The following is a 14,279-nucleotide window of genomic DNA, read 5'->3' as shown; positions in this document are numbered from 1 at the left end:
GGGCCTTGCTCGGTCAGCCGGCCCCGGTTCTGTCCTCGCCCCAGCCCCATCGGCCCGACCCGCCGAAGGAGCCACCGTCCGCGGCGGCCTCGCGGGCTTCGGTGAGTACTCGGGCGGGGAACTCGACGAAGTCGACCGCGGGCAGCGGCCCGACGTACTCGACGGTCAGGTGCGGACGGGTCACCCGGATCCGCTCCACAGCGGCGTCGAAGTCGGCCAGTGCGTCGGCGGGGACGAGGAACGCCCAGCTGAGAGCGGGATCCTCCGGCCCCCCGTGGTGCCTGCGTGGCCGGTCCGCGTGTGCCAGCGGGCGCAGCTCGTCCAGAATCGCCCGTGCCTGTTCCGTGCGGCGCGCGACGACGAGTTCCGCGATCTGTTGCCCCAGCTGGATCCGGCCGTCCAGGTCCTTCGGGGGCGGGGCGTGGGCCAGCGAGGTGGCGGCCACCACCTCCGCGAGCTCGGTCTGTTCCGTCTCTTCGACGTCGACATGCAGCTCGACCAGACCGTCGATCGCGTCCAGCTGCTCGGGAAGGCTGTCACGGACCGGTTCGAGTACCTCCGTCCGGACGGCGCCGTCGTCCGGCGCTACCGTTCCCAGCCGTACCGGCAGCACCGGGCCGTCGACGAGCAGCCGCTGGAGGATCTCCAGGTGTCGGACGGCCTCCTGTTCTCCGAGCTCGCCGATGTCCGCCGTCCCGCTGACGACCGCGGCGAGGGGGCCTGAACGCACCAGCCGCAGTGGCGCGCGCGGATGGCCGATGCCGAGCGCCGCGTCCGGGTCCGCGTCCGGGTCCGGGAGGGGATGGTCTGCCCGGACGATTCCGTACAGCACGACAGGCATGCCTCACCCCTCCCGGCCCCCGCGGCGCTCGGCGGGCGCGAACCGCTCGGCAGGCATCCCGCGCCTGTCCTGGCCGGAGGAGGACGATCCGCGCAGCGCCTCGGCGACGTCCTCGGCGGTTTCCTTGATCCCGCCCAGGGCTCCCTTGACGCGGTGCCGGGACGAGCTGTCGGTGACCTCGCGCATGAGCCCCGGCAGCCCTGCCACCTGTTCTTTGGGCTGGATGTCCAACCGGTTCACGGCTTCGGCGAACCGGAGGTAGGTGTCGACGCTGGCGATCACGATGCGCGCGTCGATGGTGAGGATCTCGATGCCCACCAGGGCGACGCGCACGTAGGCGTCGATGACGATGCCCTTGTCGAGTACGACGTCGAGGACGTCGGCGAGTCCACTCGGCCTGGGCGCCCGTCCCATGGGATAGCTGGCGACGGTCATGGCGCTGTCCTCGCCTTCTCCTGGAGGTCCGGCCTTCGGACGGTTGCCCTGGGCCCACCCGTCTCCGGGACGGCTGATCTGGTTCTGGTGTTGTCCCGCTCGTCGTCCGCGGCCAGGAGCCGGCCGGCACGCGCGAAGGCGGCTTCGGTCTCCTGCGCCGACAGGCCCAGCGACTCACGGACCTGTACCAGGCTGGCGCGAATCTCCAGCAGCGCGTGGCCGAGGTCGTCGATCTGCGCGGCGGTCAGCCCCCCGCCCTCCATCCGGCGGATGGCCTGTCGTTCCAGCACCTCGCGTAGCAGTTCCAGGACGACCACCACGAGCTGGCCAAGCCCGCGCCCCACGTCCTGCGGGTCCGCGTCGAGCCGCAGGCGCCGGTCGTCATCGCGCCCGACGGTCGTCATGGCCAGACCTCGCCGGTTCCCTCGAGCGCGGTCTGGACGCCTACCAGAAGCAGGCGAAGATCGATCCTCAGGAGGTCCACGCCGGCGAGGGCGACGACCACGTCGCCGCTGACGACCGCGCCGGTGTCGACCAGCCTGTCCAGCAGGTCCGCGAGCGGCTGAGCCGAGTCGCGGGCGGGCCGCCCTCCCGGGCGGTCCCCCGGCCGCCGCCGGGTACCGTCGACGCCACCGCCCCGGTACCGCGGTGTCGGGACGAATCTTTGATCAGTCACGCTCCTCACCCGGTTCGAACTCTGGATCGTCACCCGGCCGATCCCCGGTCGGGACGGAGAACCGGACGGGCGCCGCTTCCGCCGCGACGCGGGTCGTCCCCGCGCGGGTCGCTGTCGCGGGGGTCGCTGTCGCGCGGGGCGCTTCCGTCGGGCCCGCCTCGGCGGAACCCGACCCGCGGTCGGAGCCGCTCCCGCCGTCCCCGCCCAGTGTCAGCTGGACGAAGGAGTAGGGCGGCCACGGCCCGGTCACCGCGGCGACGTACCCGGCCTCCTCCAGCGGCGGACCCAGCCGCTCCGCCGTGTCGAGAAATCCCTCCTCTTCGTCGCGGTCGACGAGGTAAGCGCAGTCGAAGACCCTGTCCGGCCGGCCAGGACGGCGGGCCACGTCACGCGCGTGGACGAGCAGCTCCCGGTGCGTCCACTCGACCAGCCGGGCTGTCTCCTCGCGTCGTCGCTCCTCCTCGCGCAGCTCGTCCCGGCGGGCCGAGAGGTACGCGGTGCCCGCACCCGGACGAGCGGTTTTCCCCGCCTGCGCGGCGCCCGCCGCGCGGGGCGGGCGCCGCGCAGGCGTGGCCCTGGTCGACTCGCCCGCGCCTGTGGACCGCGGGACGTCGCTCGTGGGGGATTCGGCCGGTCCCGCGGCGTCGATCCGGAATCCCCACTCGCGCGCGTCGCGGAGCGCGTCGAGGGCGCGCGGCAGCTCGGTGTGGGGATCGTCGAGGACGACGGCTGCCTGGCTCTCGCCGGGGAGGACGGTTCCGAACCGAAGCGGCAGCACGGGCGCGAGATCCTGCAGTTCCCGCAGGACCTGATCGTGGCCGCGGGCCAGGGTGGCGAGACGTCCCGTCTCCGACAGGTCCTCCTCGACGTCTCGCAGCAGCCCCGGGTCGATGGTCGAGACCACGAGCGCGGCCTGGCCGCGAGTGACGGCACGGACAGTAGTCCCCTCGGTGAGGCCTGGCAGTCCCGAAACGTCGGTACCGGCGGGGACGATCCCATAGGCGTAGAGCACCTGGGCGCGCTCGACGCCCCCGGGCGACCGCCCCTCGCGGCCGCCCGGCCCGGGGCCGTCGTGGCCGGCTGGCACCGGGCCGTCGCGGTGGGCCCGGCGGTGCTCACCGCGCTCCCGCCGGCCCGCTCCCGCCGGCCCGCTCCCGCCGGCGAGGAGCCCGCCGGCGAGGAGCCCGTCGCGCTCGCCACCCCCCGCTCGCGGGCGGCTCTGGTGATCTCCCGCGCCAGGAGTCGGGCGAGTCGCCCACGCACGGCTTCGCGGGCCTCAGCCACAGCATCGTCCAGGACGCCCGGCGCGAGCTGGACCGCCAGTTCGTCGAGGCTGCCGAAGTCAGCGTCTTCCGGGGCCACCGTCATGCCTCCGTTCCGCGTCCTGTGCCCAGAACGGCCGTGCCTCGTCGCGGCGGGCGGCAACGTCCACCGGGGCTCCGGTGGACGGCTCTGCCCCGGATTCGACCGCGGCCGCCTCCCGTCCCGGAAGGCGCTCCCGCACCGAGCTCTCGAGAACGGCGAGTCTGGAGCGCAGTTCCTCGTTCTCCGCATGGAGCGCCCGCATGGTGTCGTCGCGTAGTTCCCGCTCCTTCTCCTGCTGCAGCGATCGCGCCTCACGGCTGTAGAAGGGGTCGGTGGTCCACCAGTCCAGACCCATTTCGCGCGCGGTGTCGGCTGATGCGATGAAAAGCCGCAGTTTGAGCGTGAGTAGCTCGACGTCGAGAACGCTGATGACGATGTCGCCGACGATCACGACTCCCTTGTCGAGAACTCTCTCCAGCACATCGGCGAGAGAGTCCGAGCGCGGCCCGCTCAACGCGCGTAACCGAGGGGGACCGGCAAGAGAACCGCGATCGACCGTCATGGCTCACGTTCTTCCGAATTCCGCCGTGCCGAGTCTCCGGCTTATCGACCCGTCTCGGACGTGCTACGTGCCACGTGCTCAGTCGGTGGCGCCGCGCACGAACCTCCGCAGCCGCTCATAACCCACCAGGCAGCCCCTCTCGTCGACGTCGAGCCGGTAGGTGGCGAGCACGCTGGTCGTCGACGGGATGCGCTCCAGCTCGGTGATATCGACCAGTAACGACCATCCGGAGTCCGTCCGGCGTGCCCCGGTGACCCGCTCGGGATCCTGCCCCACGAGAGTTCCGAACTCCGCCAGTGAACGGCTGACGACAGCGGCGAGTCCGTCATTTCCGGCCATCTGCCGCGTTCGTCCTTCGTCATCGGCCGAATCGTCGTGTGGCATGACACCTACATGTGGTCTGTCGGCCGCTTCTCGGGTTCATGGTGGCGGCCGACGAGAATTCCTCCGTGTGGCCGCAATGCCCAGCGGAAGCCGCCGCAAACCGGCGGCCCGTGAGGGATTCCTCCTCCGGATACTGGCCGGATTATCCTTGGATGGCGGTTCGGGCGTTTCCCGAGGTTCGGGTGTTTCCTGCCCCCGTGCCGCGAGTGCGGCCCGCGGCTCTGGCCCCCTTCGGGGCGGTGCCGGCCCGGATCGGTGAACGGGGACGCGGCTACCTCATGCCCACTTTCGGTGAGATCTCGGAGGAGGCCGGACGGGCGGCGACGTCGCTCTGCTCCGGCAGGGCCGGCCGCCGCCCCGCGCGACCACACTTCCGCCGACCCGGGTCAGGAGCACCGATATGCCGTCGATTATGCCGTCGATCAACGGTGAGGGTCTGCGCACGGCATCACGGCATCAGGTGCGCCTCGGCCGCCGGGGCCGAAACCCGGCCAGCCGGGCCGGATGAGGGGCCCGATGCCGGGTAGGGCATCGACGGTTGGGGACGACCACACCGGGATGAGGGACATCTCATGCGTGCACTGGTGTATCAGGGGCCGTGGCAGGTAACCGTCGAACAGGTGCCGGACGCCCGGATCGGGGGCCGACGGACGTGCTCGCGCGGATCACCCTCATCGCCGCCGGAAAGGCCACCCGTCGTTCCTGGTCTCCCACAACCTGGGACTCGCGGACGCGCCCGATGCCTACCGCCACCTCGACGACCGCGAGGACGGCTGGACCAAGGTCGTTCTCAATCCGACCCGCGGCTGACGGACCGACGGAAAGGAACGGACCGACGGAAAGGAACGGACTGAGGGAAAGGAACGGACTGACGGAAAGGAGAAAAAGATGCGGGTCGGCTACAAGCTGGCGACCGAGGCTTTCGGTCCCAGGGAGATCATTCGTCAGGCGGTCGCGGCTGAGGAGGCCGGCTTCGACTTCGTGGAGCTGAGCGACCACTTCCACCCGTGGTTGGACAACCAGGGGCATTCGGCGTTCACGTGGACGATGCTCGGTTCGATCGCCGAGCGCACCGACCGGGTCGGGCTGGTGACCGGCGTGACGTGCCCGACGATCCGGTACCACCCGGCGGTGGTCGCGCAGGCGGCGGCGACCGTCGCCCTCGTGTCCGACGGTCGTTTCACACTGGGGCTGGGGTCGGGGGAACGCCTCAACGAACATGTCGTCGGGCGTGGGTTCCCCGCCGTGGCCAGGCGGCACGCGATGCTGCGGGAAGCCGTCGAGATCATCCGGCTGCTGTGGCGGGGTGGGTACCAGTCCTATGACGGGCGTTACCTCCAGTTGGAGGACGCGCGGGTGTTCGATCTGCCTGACCCGCTGCCGGAGATCGCCGTAGCCGCCAGCGGCGGGCCGTCGGTTCGGTTGGCCGCCGAGTGCGGCGGTGCCCTGTTCGCCACCGAGCCGAAGTCCGGGATCGTCGACGGCTATGTGGCCGCGGGCGGGAGGGGGGCGCGCTACGCCGAGGTTCCGCTGGCCTACGCGGTGGACGAGGCGACGGCGGCCAAGGCGGTACACGCGACCAACCGATGGGCGCTGACCGGCTGGAAGGTCATGAGCGAGCTGCCCAACCCGGTCAACTTCGCCGCCGCGACGACGACGGTCACCGAGGAGGACGTGCGAGGCCGGTTCGCCTGCGGCCCCGACCCGGCACGGCATCTGGCAGCCGCCCGCGAGTTCACCGACTCCGGCTTCGACCACCTGGTCCTGATGAACGCCGGCCCCGACCCGGACGGCTTCTTCGACTTCTTCCGCTCGACGTTGGCGTCGCCGCTGCGGGCCCTGGCCACGACCGCCTAACGGCCGTCGTCCCGGCGGCCGCGCAGCCGGAGGGCCGCCGGGACGACGGCCCACAGGATCACCAGCAGCGCGAGAGCCGCGGTACCGGCGGCGATCGCGGCCGTACGTCCTTCGACGACGTCGAAGATCAGTGCCACGACGCCGGCGAGGGCCAGCGCGAGCAGGGCGAGACCCACCTGGGCGACCCGGCTCGCGACGCGGACCAGAGTCCCCTTCTCCCGGCGGCCGAACACGGCTCGGTGAATGCTGACCGGCATCACGAGCAGTCCGGTGGCACCAGCCGACAGCAGGACGATGACCAGGTACAGCGAACGCTGCTCGTGGTTCAGCGTCGTGAACCGCTGCTGGAACGGCAGTGAAAGGAGGAACGCGGTCAGCAGCTGCACACCGGTCTGCGCTACGCGCAACTCCTGAAGCAGCTCGCCCCAGTTACGGTCGGTCCGTTCGGCCGGGGTCTCGTCGCGGGCTCGCTCGGCGGCGGCCCCGTCAGGTGCCCCGTCCTCCGTCATCGCCGCACAGTACCTCCCTCTTCGGGTACCTGACGGCGATCCACGTCAGTTTTTCGCGCCGGGGCGAAGCTGGGTGAACTTGTCCTTCGCGCCCTGGCGGACGAAGCCCCGGACGTTCTCGTCACCGTGCAGGACGGCCTTGGCGGTGCTGACCGGCTGGTCGAACGTGGCATGCGGGGGGATCGGGAGAACGTCGGGGTCACGGCGGATGTCGAGGACGGCCGGTCGGTCGGCGGTCAGCGCCTCGTCCCAGGCCGGTCCGATCGCGTCCGGCACGCCCGGGCCCATGGCCGCCGGCGTGCCCGACAACGACCCGCGCATGTCGCCGCGGAACCGCAGGTGGCGGGCGTACCGGTTGTCGGCGCTGCCCGAGACAGGCGTCGAGGGCAAAACGCGCGCCTGATCGACGGTGCCTCTCGCGGATCTCCGAAGGTCGGACCTGCCCGCCGCTGCCGTCCGTGCCGCGATCCCGTGCCCTGAACGGCCGCGGAGAGACACCGCGGAGAGACACCGCGGTGAGCCGACGTCTGAGCGCGAGACGGCAGAAGCCGGCACGGAAGAGGATTTGTAGGCTCCGAGCTGGCAAAAACCAGATTATGGTTGCGAGCTGGAAACGGCGTCGGCGTCGGCGTGGCGCGGAGCCGATGCTGGGCACCGGCCCGGACGAGGCGGTCCGGGCGGCGGAGCCGGACCGGCTCACCGAGCTGCGGCCCCGCTCCTGGTTCATGGCGCTGCGGCGCACGGCCAAGGAGTTCCAGGTCGACGAGCTGCCGGACCGCGCGGCCGCACTGACCTACTACGGCGTTCTGGCGATCTTCCCCGCGCTGCTGGTTCTGGTGTCGCTGCTCGGCGTGGTCGGGAGGTCCGCGACCGACAGCATCCTGAGCAACATGGAGCAGCTCACCCCCGGTTCCGCCCGGGACATTCTGCGCAACGCGGTGAACGGAATCCGTGACACCGCCGGTGCCGGCGGCGTCCTGGCCGTTGTCGGTCTGGCCGGGGCGCTGTGGTCCGCGTCCGGTTACATCGCCGCGTTCATCCGTGCCGCCAATGTCGTTTACGACATTCCCGAGGGACGTCCGGTGTGGAAGGTCCTGCCGCTGCGACTGGCGGTGACGGTGATGCTCATGGTGCTGCTCGCGGCGAGCGCGGTCATCGTCGTCTTCTCCGGCGGTCTCGCGGATCAGGCGGGCAAGGCGCTCGGCCTCGGCGGGGCGGCGTTGACCGCCTGGTCATACGCGAAGTGGCCGGTGCTGGTCCTGCTGGTGATCATCATGATCGCTCTGCTGTACTGGTCGGCGCCCAACGTGCGGGTGCGTGGCTTTCGCTGGCTGACTCCAGGCAGCGTCCTCGCCGTCGTCATCTGGCTCGCGGCGTCCGCTGGTTTCGCGTTGTACGTGGCGAATTCCGGGTCGTACAACAAGACCTACGGGACTCTCGCCGGAGTCATCATCTTCCTGGTCTGGCTGTGGCTGTCCAATCTGGCGATCCTGCTCGGTCTGGAGTTCGACGCCGAGATCGCCCGGGAACGTGCCGTCGCCGGTGGCCTGCCGGCGGACGAGGAGCCCTACGCGGAGCCCCGCGACACCCGCACCTGGCCACACTCCCCAACCGGCACGGAAGATCGGCCTGACACCCGGGAGCCGGCCTGACACCCGGGAGTGGGCCTCATGGGCGGAAACAGTCCTGAAACCGGCCCGCCGGGCAGGAGTCAGCGACCGAGGATCTCCCGCAGCCGACGGGCGTTGTCGACGGCGTGCCCACCGCCGTCGTTGTTGAAGTAGACGTAGGTCTCGTGGCCGGCTTCCAGCCATTCACCCACCCGGTCCGCCCACCAGCGGAGGTCGTGCTCGCTGTAGGAGCCGCCGTACAGATTCCGCCGGTCGGGGCCGTGCAGCCGGACGTAGACGAACGGGGCCGTCGCCCGCAGAACGCAGGGCAGGTCGGCCCCGCTCATCACGCAGTACGCCGCCTGACGCCGACCCAGGATCTCGAACACCGGCTCGTCATGCCAGCTGGGGTGCCGGAACTCCACGGCCACCCGCATCCACCGGGGGAGCCGGCCGAGGAAGTACTCCAGCCGCGCGTCGTCACGGGCCTGGCCGGGGGCCAGCTGCACCAGGAGTACGGCCCGCCGGTCAGCCAGCTCGTGCCAGCCGGCGGCGATCCGGTCGACCCAGATCTCCGGTTCCCGCAGGCGTTTCCCGTGGGTGAGCCCGCGTGCCGCCTTCACGGAGAGCCGGAATCCTTCGGGGAGCCGTGAGCGCAGCCGCTGGAAGGCGGCGTTCGACGGCCAGCGGTAGAAGCTGGCGTTGAGCTCCACGGTCTCGAAGGCCCGGGTGTAGATCTCCAGGCGTCGACGCGCCGGTGTGCCGGGCGGGTACAGCACGCCGGTCCAGTGGTCGTAACTCCAGCCAGACGTACCGATGTGCGCCCGCGCACCCATACCGCTTCCTTTCTTCTCCTCGGCTCTCAGCGCGGTCGGTCTCCGGCGGCGGCGGTGGCCCATGGCCGCGTAGCCGGCCGCGGACCAGGTCGCCGGCCTGGTGACGCCCGGTCGATCAGCTCGCGGATGCGGGCGCTGACCGCGTTGGGGCGTTCCAGGATCACCGCGTGGCCGGCTCCCGCCTCGACGGACAGCTCCGCGGCCGGCACGGCCTCGGCCAGCGCCTGGCTGTGCTCCAGGGGGGTCATGAGGTCGGCGTCGCCGACGAGAAGCAGCGTGGGGACGTCTCGCAGCACACCCGCCGCCGCCAGCCGGTCGTGGTCGAGCAGCGTGCGCAGGAACGCGCCGACCACGGGCATCGGCGTGTCCGCGATCATCTTCTCGAGGCGGTCGACCACGTCGTCCGGGACGCGCGTCGTGCCGAAACCGAGTCGTCGGGTGAGCGCCCTCGACAGGCGGCTGCCACGCCAGCGGGACCGTTCCAGCACGGACGGGGAGTGCCGCATCGCGGCGGCCACACCGGGCAGCGCCCGGCGCGCCGCGGTGGCGACCAGGGCCGGCAGCCCGAGCAGTGACCGGGCCAGCCCACCCGCGCTCGTGGACAGCAGGGCCACGGCGACGATCCGGTCACCGAACAGCTCCGGGTGCGTTTCGGCCAGCCCGAGGATGGTCATCCCGCCCATCGAATGACCGACCAGGGCGATCGGGCCGGTCGGCACCCGGTCGTCGAGGACCCGGAGCAGGTCGTCGGCGAGCTGCGCGAGGGTGCAGTGCCCGGCGTCCGACGGGCCCGACCGGCCGTGCGCGCGCTGGTCATAGCAGACCGTGCGCCCCAGGTCGGCGAGGTTCTGGCGCGGGGCGGACCAGGCGTCCGCGGTCATGCAGAAGCCGTGCACGAACACGAGGGTCAGCGCCGCGTCGGGCGGCCCGTTCTCGGTGACATGTAGGGGCACCCCGTCGGAGGCGATCACCGTGGTCACCCGCGGGCTGGACGGAGCGACCCGGGATGGTCCGACCGCCGGGCGTCGCGCCCGCCCTGGACACCGTGCCCCGCGGGCAGCGGAGAGCCGCACGTCGGACAGGACGGCGGCCCTGCGCGCGTCTCGGGTGACGAGGCCCACGGTCCCCCCTTTTCGTCTGCCGACAAAGCCCCTTGTGCCCCTTATGACGGCTGATAAGCGATCAGGTCTGGTGACGGAACGACCGGAGGGCGCGGCGAAATTCAGGCGAGAACCCTCCGGCGCGCCTACGCCGGTCCCCACGGGTGCACGTCTCGTCGCGCGGCGCTGCTGTGCCACGGCCCTGTTGTGCTGGTGAGGTCACATGTTCCACGGACATGTCTTGATCGGGCGACAGTCTCGTTTCGGACGGTGTCGCTGTGCGACGATGGTCCCCGCGCGCGGGGGACTGGATGTGCGCACGGGATGTTGTGGAGATACCTGCCTGATGGCTGCCGCCGCGCCGAGTCGTCCCTACGATGTCCTCCTCGCCGAGGACGATCCCGGTGACGCGATGCTCGTGGCCGAGGCGTTCCTCGCCCGGGGGCTCGGGCAGACCCTGCATACCGTCGGTGACGGTGTTGAGGCGCTGAAATACCTCCGTGATCCGGCCCACCGGCGGCCCGATCTGATCATCCTGGATCTGAACATGCCGCGGATGGACGGCCGGGAGGCCCTCGCCGCGATCAAGGCCGATCCGGCGCTGCGGGGCATCCCCGTGGTGGTGCTCACGACCTCGGACGCGCCGAGTGACGTGGCGAGCAGTTACGACCTGCACGCCAACGCCTACGTCTGCAAACCCCAGGATCTCGACGCCTTCCTGCGCGCGGTCCAGTCCATCGACGACTTCTACCTTGATCTGGTCCGGCTCGCCGGGCATTGACCGTGCCGGCCCGCCGTCCGTAACGCCTGTGTTGTCCCGTAGCGTCGGCGGTGCGGTCCGAGGCGAGGATGACGCGGTGGAGGTAGCGGTGTCGGGGCAGGCCGTATCCGGTGAGGCGGGCAGGACGGAAACTCGGGCACCGACGAACCGTGCCGGTCTGACGAAGACATCCAAATGGACGACCGGCCGGTGGTTGTCGGCCGGGGTGGGCGCCACGCTGGTCGTTCTGATCGCGCTCGGGGTGCTGGGGACGTGGTTGCTGACGCACGCGACCTCGGTGAACAGCCGGCTGGTCGACCGCAGCACGCCGGCGTTGATCGCGGGGGTGCGGCTGGACGCGGCGTTGGTGAGTCAGGAGACCGGAGTCCGTGGTTACGGGATGACCGGGCGCACCGAGTTTCTCGAGCCGTACCGTCTCGGGATCCGTGCGCAGGACGACGCGGTGCGCGAACTGCGCCGGCTGCTGGCGGCCGACGGTGACCCGACGCCCACCCTCGACACGCTCCTGGAACGCGCCGGTACGTGGCGCCGTACGTATGCCGACACGGTCGTCGCCACGCCGCCGGGGGCGCCGGTGGCGTTCGCGACGGAGCGGGCCGGCGTCGGCAAGTCGGCGTTCGACGCGTTGCGCGCGGCGAGCGGCGCGTTGCAGGACCACCTGACCACCTCCCGTCTGCAGGCACGTTCTGATCTGATCCGCGTGCGGACCCAGCGGAACTGGACCTTCGGCGCGATCGCGGCCGTGATCCTCGCGGTCGCGCTCCTGATGTTCGTCGGACTGCGGCGGGCGGTGTCGAGCCCGCTCGGGCGGCTCGCCGACGACGCCGAGCGGGTCGCGGCGGGGGATTTCGACCATGCGATCCGCAGCAGTGGCCCGGCGGACATCCAGGCGCTGGCGGCGACGGTGGAGCTGATGCGCAGCCGGCTCGTCGACGCCCTGGACGCCTCCGAACAGGCGCGCCGCCGCATCGACGCCCAGGCCGAGGACCTGCGCAGGTCCAACACCGACCTGGAGCAGTTCGCCTACGTCGCCTCCCATGACCTGCAGGAACCACTACGCAAGGTCGTCAGCTTCTGTCAGCTTCTCCAGCGTCGCTACACCGGTCAGCTCGACGACCGCGCCGACCAGTACATCGGCTTCGTGATCGACGGCGCGACCCGGATGCAGAAACTGATCCAGGACCTGCTCGCCTTCTCCCGGGTCGGCCGCGGGGACGAGCCCATGCGGGCCGTGGAGCTCGACCGGGTCTACGGCGGCGCGGCGGACAGCCTCGACCTCGCCGCCCGTGAGGCCGGGGCACGGTTGACCCGCGACCCGTTGCCCGCGGTGACCGGAAATGCCGCACAGCTGGAAATGCTGCTGACGAACCTGCTCGGCAACGCCATCAAGTTCCGCCACCCCGACCGGGCTCCGACCGTGCACGTCGGTGCTGATCGTGACGGTGATCTCTGGCGGATCACCGTGACCGACAACGGAATAGGAATCGAACCACAGTACGCTGACCGCGTTTTTGTCATTTTCCAGCGCCTGCACGCCCGGGACGAGTATCCCGGCACCGGTATCGGCCTCGCCATGTGCAAGAAGATCGTCGAGTACCACGGTGGACGGATAGGGATCGACGACCAGTACTCCGACGGCACCCGAATGTGGTTCACGCTCCCGGCGACCTGAAAAGGCCGCCGAGGGAGTGGCCCACGACGACAGGCGTATCGAGGCCGGCCTCCGTCACGGCCGTGTGCAGGCCCTGGCTGTCTCGTCCAGGTGGTAGGACTCCCACCGCGGCGAGCGCCCGTGCCCGGGCAGATCGAAGCGGGCGACACGCCTGCCGGGGCCGCTGGCCGTCAGTTCGCGAGGTGGCGGAGCCGCTGGTGCCGGTCATAGCTCAGGCCGTGCGGGAGAACCAGCGGCGGCCGGTCGGCGGCGGTGCCGTGGCTGTCACCGGCCGGACCGCCGAAGTACTCCTGGCCTACGTCGTCCATGTTCGTTTCCCATCCCGAGGCCTGACCTCGGCGGGCACCTTGTGTTCCCCGGCCGGGCCGATCGTGGCGATCGCTCCGGCCGGGAGCCGGCCGTCCGATGCGGACTCAGACGAGGGCGATGTCGTGGAGGTCGATGGCGATGGCGCAGCCGTCCGGGCCGGGAAGGGACCGATCCGGGTGCGGTCGGGCCTGCGGGGGTAGACCCGGCGGCGGGTGGGGAAGACGAGCCCCTCGAAGGTCCTGTGGCCGTCGGTGTAGTGCGCCACGGTGGCGTTCGCGTTGACGTCGACCGTGTAGTCGAGGCGGCGCAGCAGGCCGTCGGCGTCGAAGTAGAACACCTGCTCGGCGGTGTGGGTGGGAACGGTGGCGGGGAAGGTGACCTGCAGCCTGCGCCAGTGCTGGCCGTTCTCGTCCCACGGCTGGATCTCGCGGGACACCATGCCCGGGTGGGTCAGCAGATGCGGCGTGGTGAGGTAGTTCCACATCGCGTAGCCCAGGAAGTAGCCGACCTGAAGTCGGTCCCAGGGAGAGTAGAGGTCGTACCCGGCATAGGACGGGCGCGGGGTGTCCCGTTTCTCGACGAGGGAACCGTCCGCGCCGCGCAGCGTGACCCGGTCGTGGGTGAGGTCCGCGACCAGGGTGTGGTCGGGTGCCGTCCACGGCGTGAGAGCGGCGTTCCGGGTGGCGATGGCGATGGTCAGCGTTTCGTCGAGGAATGCGTCGGGAAAACCGCGTATCCCCCAGAACGGGCCGCCCACCGCCAGCCGTGCCGTCAGGGTGGAGATCTCTGCCCAGCGTTGCCGGCCGCCGTGTGCTTCAAGGACAGATTCGAGCAGCGGGTCCATGCCGCTTTTCCTTCCTCTTGGACGGTTCGCGTGCGCGCCTGGGCCCGGCGGGAGTGGGGACCTCAGCTGAAGGGCTGGTCGGCGTCGAGGAACCGGGCCGCCTGGCTGACGAACAGGTCGGGGTACTGGAAGATCGACCCGTGGCCGGAGTCGGGGTAGACGATGAGCTGGGCGTTCGGGAGGTGCTGGGCCAGGAGGTAGGAGTTGATCGTCGGGATCATGATGTCGCGGCGGCCGTTGACCACCAGGGTCGGCGCGGTGATCCGAGCTAGTGCCGCATCCGTGAAGGTTTGCCCGTTGTGAGGGCGCGCCGGGTCGGGTCCCGCAGAGGCCTGGCTGTCCGGCTGATGATCTGTGGTGTGGCGGAACGGGTGGGGGTCCGGGAGATCGATCCGGACGAGGGGCAGCGGCTGTTGCGGATCGTGCGCCGTTCGTCGGGGTCGGTGGTGACGTGGCGGCGGGCGCAGATGATCCTGCTCTCCGCGCAGGCCATGACCCCAGGCAAGATCGCGGAGGTGACGTTCACGTCCGAGGACCGGGTCCGCGACGTGATCCACA

General features: G+C 70.9%; 17 protein-coding genes and 2 pseudogenes. 5 read left to right on the top strand and 14 right to left on the bottom strand.

The features are described from left to right. Positions 1 to 13: 13 nt before the first annotated feature. The 7 genes from B056_RS0121195 to gvpO form a co-directional block, all read right to left on the bottom strand. On the bottom strand, positions 14 to 841 hold the full coding sequence (locus tag B056_RS0121195; protein WP_018503868.1) for a GvpL/GvpF family gas vesicle protein: 828 nt from the start codon (positions 839 to 841) through the stop codon (positions 14 to 16). A 3-nt stretch (positions 842 to 844) separates the two neighbouring features. Then, complete coding sequence (locus B056_RS0121190; protein ID WP_020572624.1) at positions 845 to 1,276, bottom strand: gas vesicle structural protein GvpA; 432 nt, start codon at positions 1,274 to 1,276, stop codon at positions 845 to 847. Then, positions 1,273 to 1,680 (bottom strand): gas vesicle protein GvpK, encoded by a 408-nt coding sequence (gene gvpK, locus B056_RS0121185; RefSeq protein WP_018503866.1) that lies wholly within the window; start codon positions 1,678 to 1,680, stop codon positions 1,273 to 1,275. Before gvpK ends, B056_RS0121190 begins: the two co-directional genes overlap by 4 nt. Continuing rightward, on the bottom strand, positions 1,677 to 1,952 hold the full coding sequence (locus tag B056_RS0121180; RefSeq protein ID WP_018503865.1) for a gas vesicle protein: 276 nt from the start codon (positions 1,950 to 1,952) through the stop codon (positions 1,677 to 1,679). Before B056_RS0121180 ends, gvpK begins: the two co-directional genes overlap by 4 nt. Further along, positions 1,945 to 3,039: a GvpL/GvpF family gas vesicle protein gene (locus tag B056_RS0121175; RefSeq protein ID WP_018503864.1), complete on the bottom strand. Its 1,095-nt coding sequence runs from the start codon at positions 3,037 to 3,039 to the stop codon at positions 1,945 to 1,947. The genes B056_RS0121180 and B056_RS0121175 overlap by 8 nt, the downstream gene beginning before the upstream one ends. 255 nt (positions 3,040 to 3,294) lie before the next feature. Continuing rightward, positions 3,295 to 3,819, bottom strand: a complete 525-nt coding sequence (locus B056_RS0121170; RefSeq protein WP_026239956.1) for a gas vesicle protein — start codon at positions 3,817 to 3,819, stop codon at positions 3,295 to 3,297. Positions 3,820 to 3,897: 78 nt separating this feature from the next. Next, positions 3,898 to 4,158 carry a gas vesicle protein GvpO gene (gene gvpO, locus B056_RS37445; protein ID WP_018503862.1) on the bottom strand — a complete coding sequence of 87 codons (261 nt, stop codon included), beginning with the start codon at positions 4,156 to 4,158 and terminating at the stop codon, positions 3,898 to 3,900. 933 nt (positions 4,159 to 5,091) lie between these two features. Between gvpO and B056_RS0121160 the strand changes: the two genes are divergently transcribed. Next, on the top strand, positions 5,092 to 6,060 hold the full coding sequence (locus tag B056_RS0121160) for a TIGR03557 family F420-dependent LLM class oxidoreductase (protein WP_018503861.1): 969 nt from the start codon (positions 5,092 to 5,094) through the stop codon (positions 6,058 to 6,060). Here B056_RS0121160 and B056_RS0121155 read toward each other — a convergent pair. Beyond that, positions 6,057 to 6,569 carry a DUF6328 family protein gene (locus B056_RS0121155; RefSeq protein WP_018503860.1) on the bottom strand — a complete coding sequence of 171 codons (513 nt, stop codon included), beginning with the start codon at positions 6,567 to 6,569 and terminating at the stop codon, positions 6,057 to 6,059. The genes B056_RS0121160 and B056_RS0121155 overlap by 4 nt on opposite strands. A 45-nt stretch (positions 6,570 to 6,614) precedes the next feature. Next, positions 6,615 to 6,950 (bottom strand): annotated as a pseudogene (locus B056_RS0121150) (hypothetical protein); the annotation flags it as partial. Between the two features lie 263 nt (positions 6,951 to 7,213). Here B056_RS0121150 and B056_RS0121145 point away from each other — a divergent pair. After that, positions 7,214 to 8,221, top strand: a complete 1,008-nt coding sequence (locus tag B056_RS0121145; protein ID WP_018503858.1) for a YihY/virulence factor BrkB family protein — start codon at positions 7,214 to 7,216, stop codon at positions 8,219 to 8,221. Positions 8,222 to 8,280: 59 nt separating this feature from the next. Here B056_RS0121145 and B056_RS0121140 read toward each other — a convergent pair whose 3' ends face one another. Then, positions 8,281 to 9,015 carry a DUF72 domain-containing protein gene (locus B056_RS0121140; protein ID WP_018503857.1) on the bottom strand — a complete coding sequence of 245 codons (735 nt, stop codon included), beginning with the start codon at positions 9,013 to 9,015 and terminating at the stop codon, positions 8,281 to 8,283. 26 nt (positions 9,016 to 9,041) lie between these two features. Continuing rightward, positions 9,042 to 9,995 carry an alpha/beta fold hydrolase gene (locus tag B056_RS37440; RefSeq protein WP_018503856.1) on the bottom strand — a complete coding sequence of 318 codons (954 nt, stop codon included), beginning with the start codon at positions 9,993 to 9,995 and terminating at the stop codon, positions 9,042 to 9,044. Positions 9,996 to 10,461: 466 nt separating this feature from the next. Here B056_RS37440 and B056_RS0121130 point away from each other — a divergent pair, with 466 nt between their 5' ends. Both B056_RS0121130 and B056_RS0121125 read left to right on the top strand, forming a co-directional pair. Next, on the top strand, positions 10,462 to 10,896 hold the full coding sequence (locus B056_RS0121130) for a response regulator (RefSeq protein WP_018503855.1): 435 nt from the start codon (positions 10,462 to 10,464) through the stop codon (positions 10,894 to 10,896). Positions 10,897 to 11,101: 205 nt separating this feature from the next. Beyond that, entirely contained in the window at positions 11,102 to 12,568 is a 1,467-nt protein-coding gene (locus tag B056_RS0121125; protein ID WP_018503854.1) for a HAMP domain-containing histidine kinase, read from the top strand. A gap of 170 nt (positions 12,569 to 12,738) precedes the next feature. Here B056_RS0121125 and B056_RS42960 read toward each other — a convergent pair whose 3' ends face one another. The 3 genes from B056_RS42960 to B056_RS45430 form a co-directional block, all read right to left on the bottom strand. Next, positions 12,739 to 12,876 (bottom strand): hypothetical protein, encoded by a 138-nt coding sequence (locus tag B056_RS42960; RefSeq protein ID WP_018503853.1) that lies wholly within the window; start codon positions 12,874 to 12,876, stop codon positions 12,739 to 12,741. After that, positions 12,864 to 13,721 carry a hypothetical protein gene (locus B056_RS37435; RefSeq protein WP_051105700.1) on the bottom strand — a complete coding sequence of 286 codons (858 nt, stop codon included), beginning with the start codon at positions 13,719 to 13,721 and terminating at the stop codon, positions 12,864 to 12,866. Before B056_RS37435 ends, B056_RS42960 begins: the two co-directional genes overlap by 13 nt. Before the next feature lie 62 nt (positions 13,722 to 13,783). Then, positions 13,784 to 14,113, bottom strand: coding sequence for an alpha/beta fold hydrolase (locus tag B056_RS45430; protein WP_268258383.1), 330 nt, complete (start codon positions 14,111 to 14,113; stop codon positions 13,784 to 13,786). Between B056_RS45430 and B056_RS42955 the strand changes: the two are divergent. Further along, positions 14,081 to 14,279 (top strand): annotated as a pseudogene (locus tag B056_RS42955) (IS630 family transposase); the annotation flags it as partial. The gene B056_RS45430 and the pseudogene B056_RS42955 sit on opposite strands and share 33 nt — an antisense overlap.

This window comes from Parafrankia discariae, from assembly GCF_000373365.1.
Lineage (GTDB): Bacteria > Actinomycetota > Actinomycetes > Frankiales > Frankiaceae > Parafrankia > Parafrankia discariae.
This window is presented reverse-complemented; position numbering and strand designations above follow the sequence as displayed.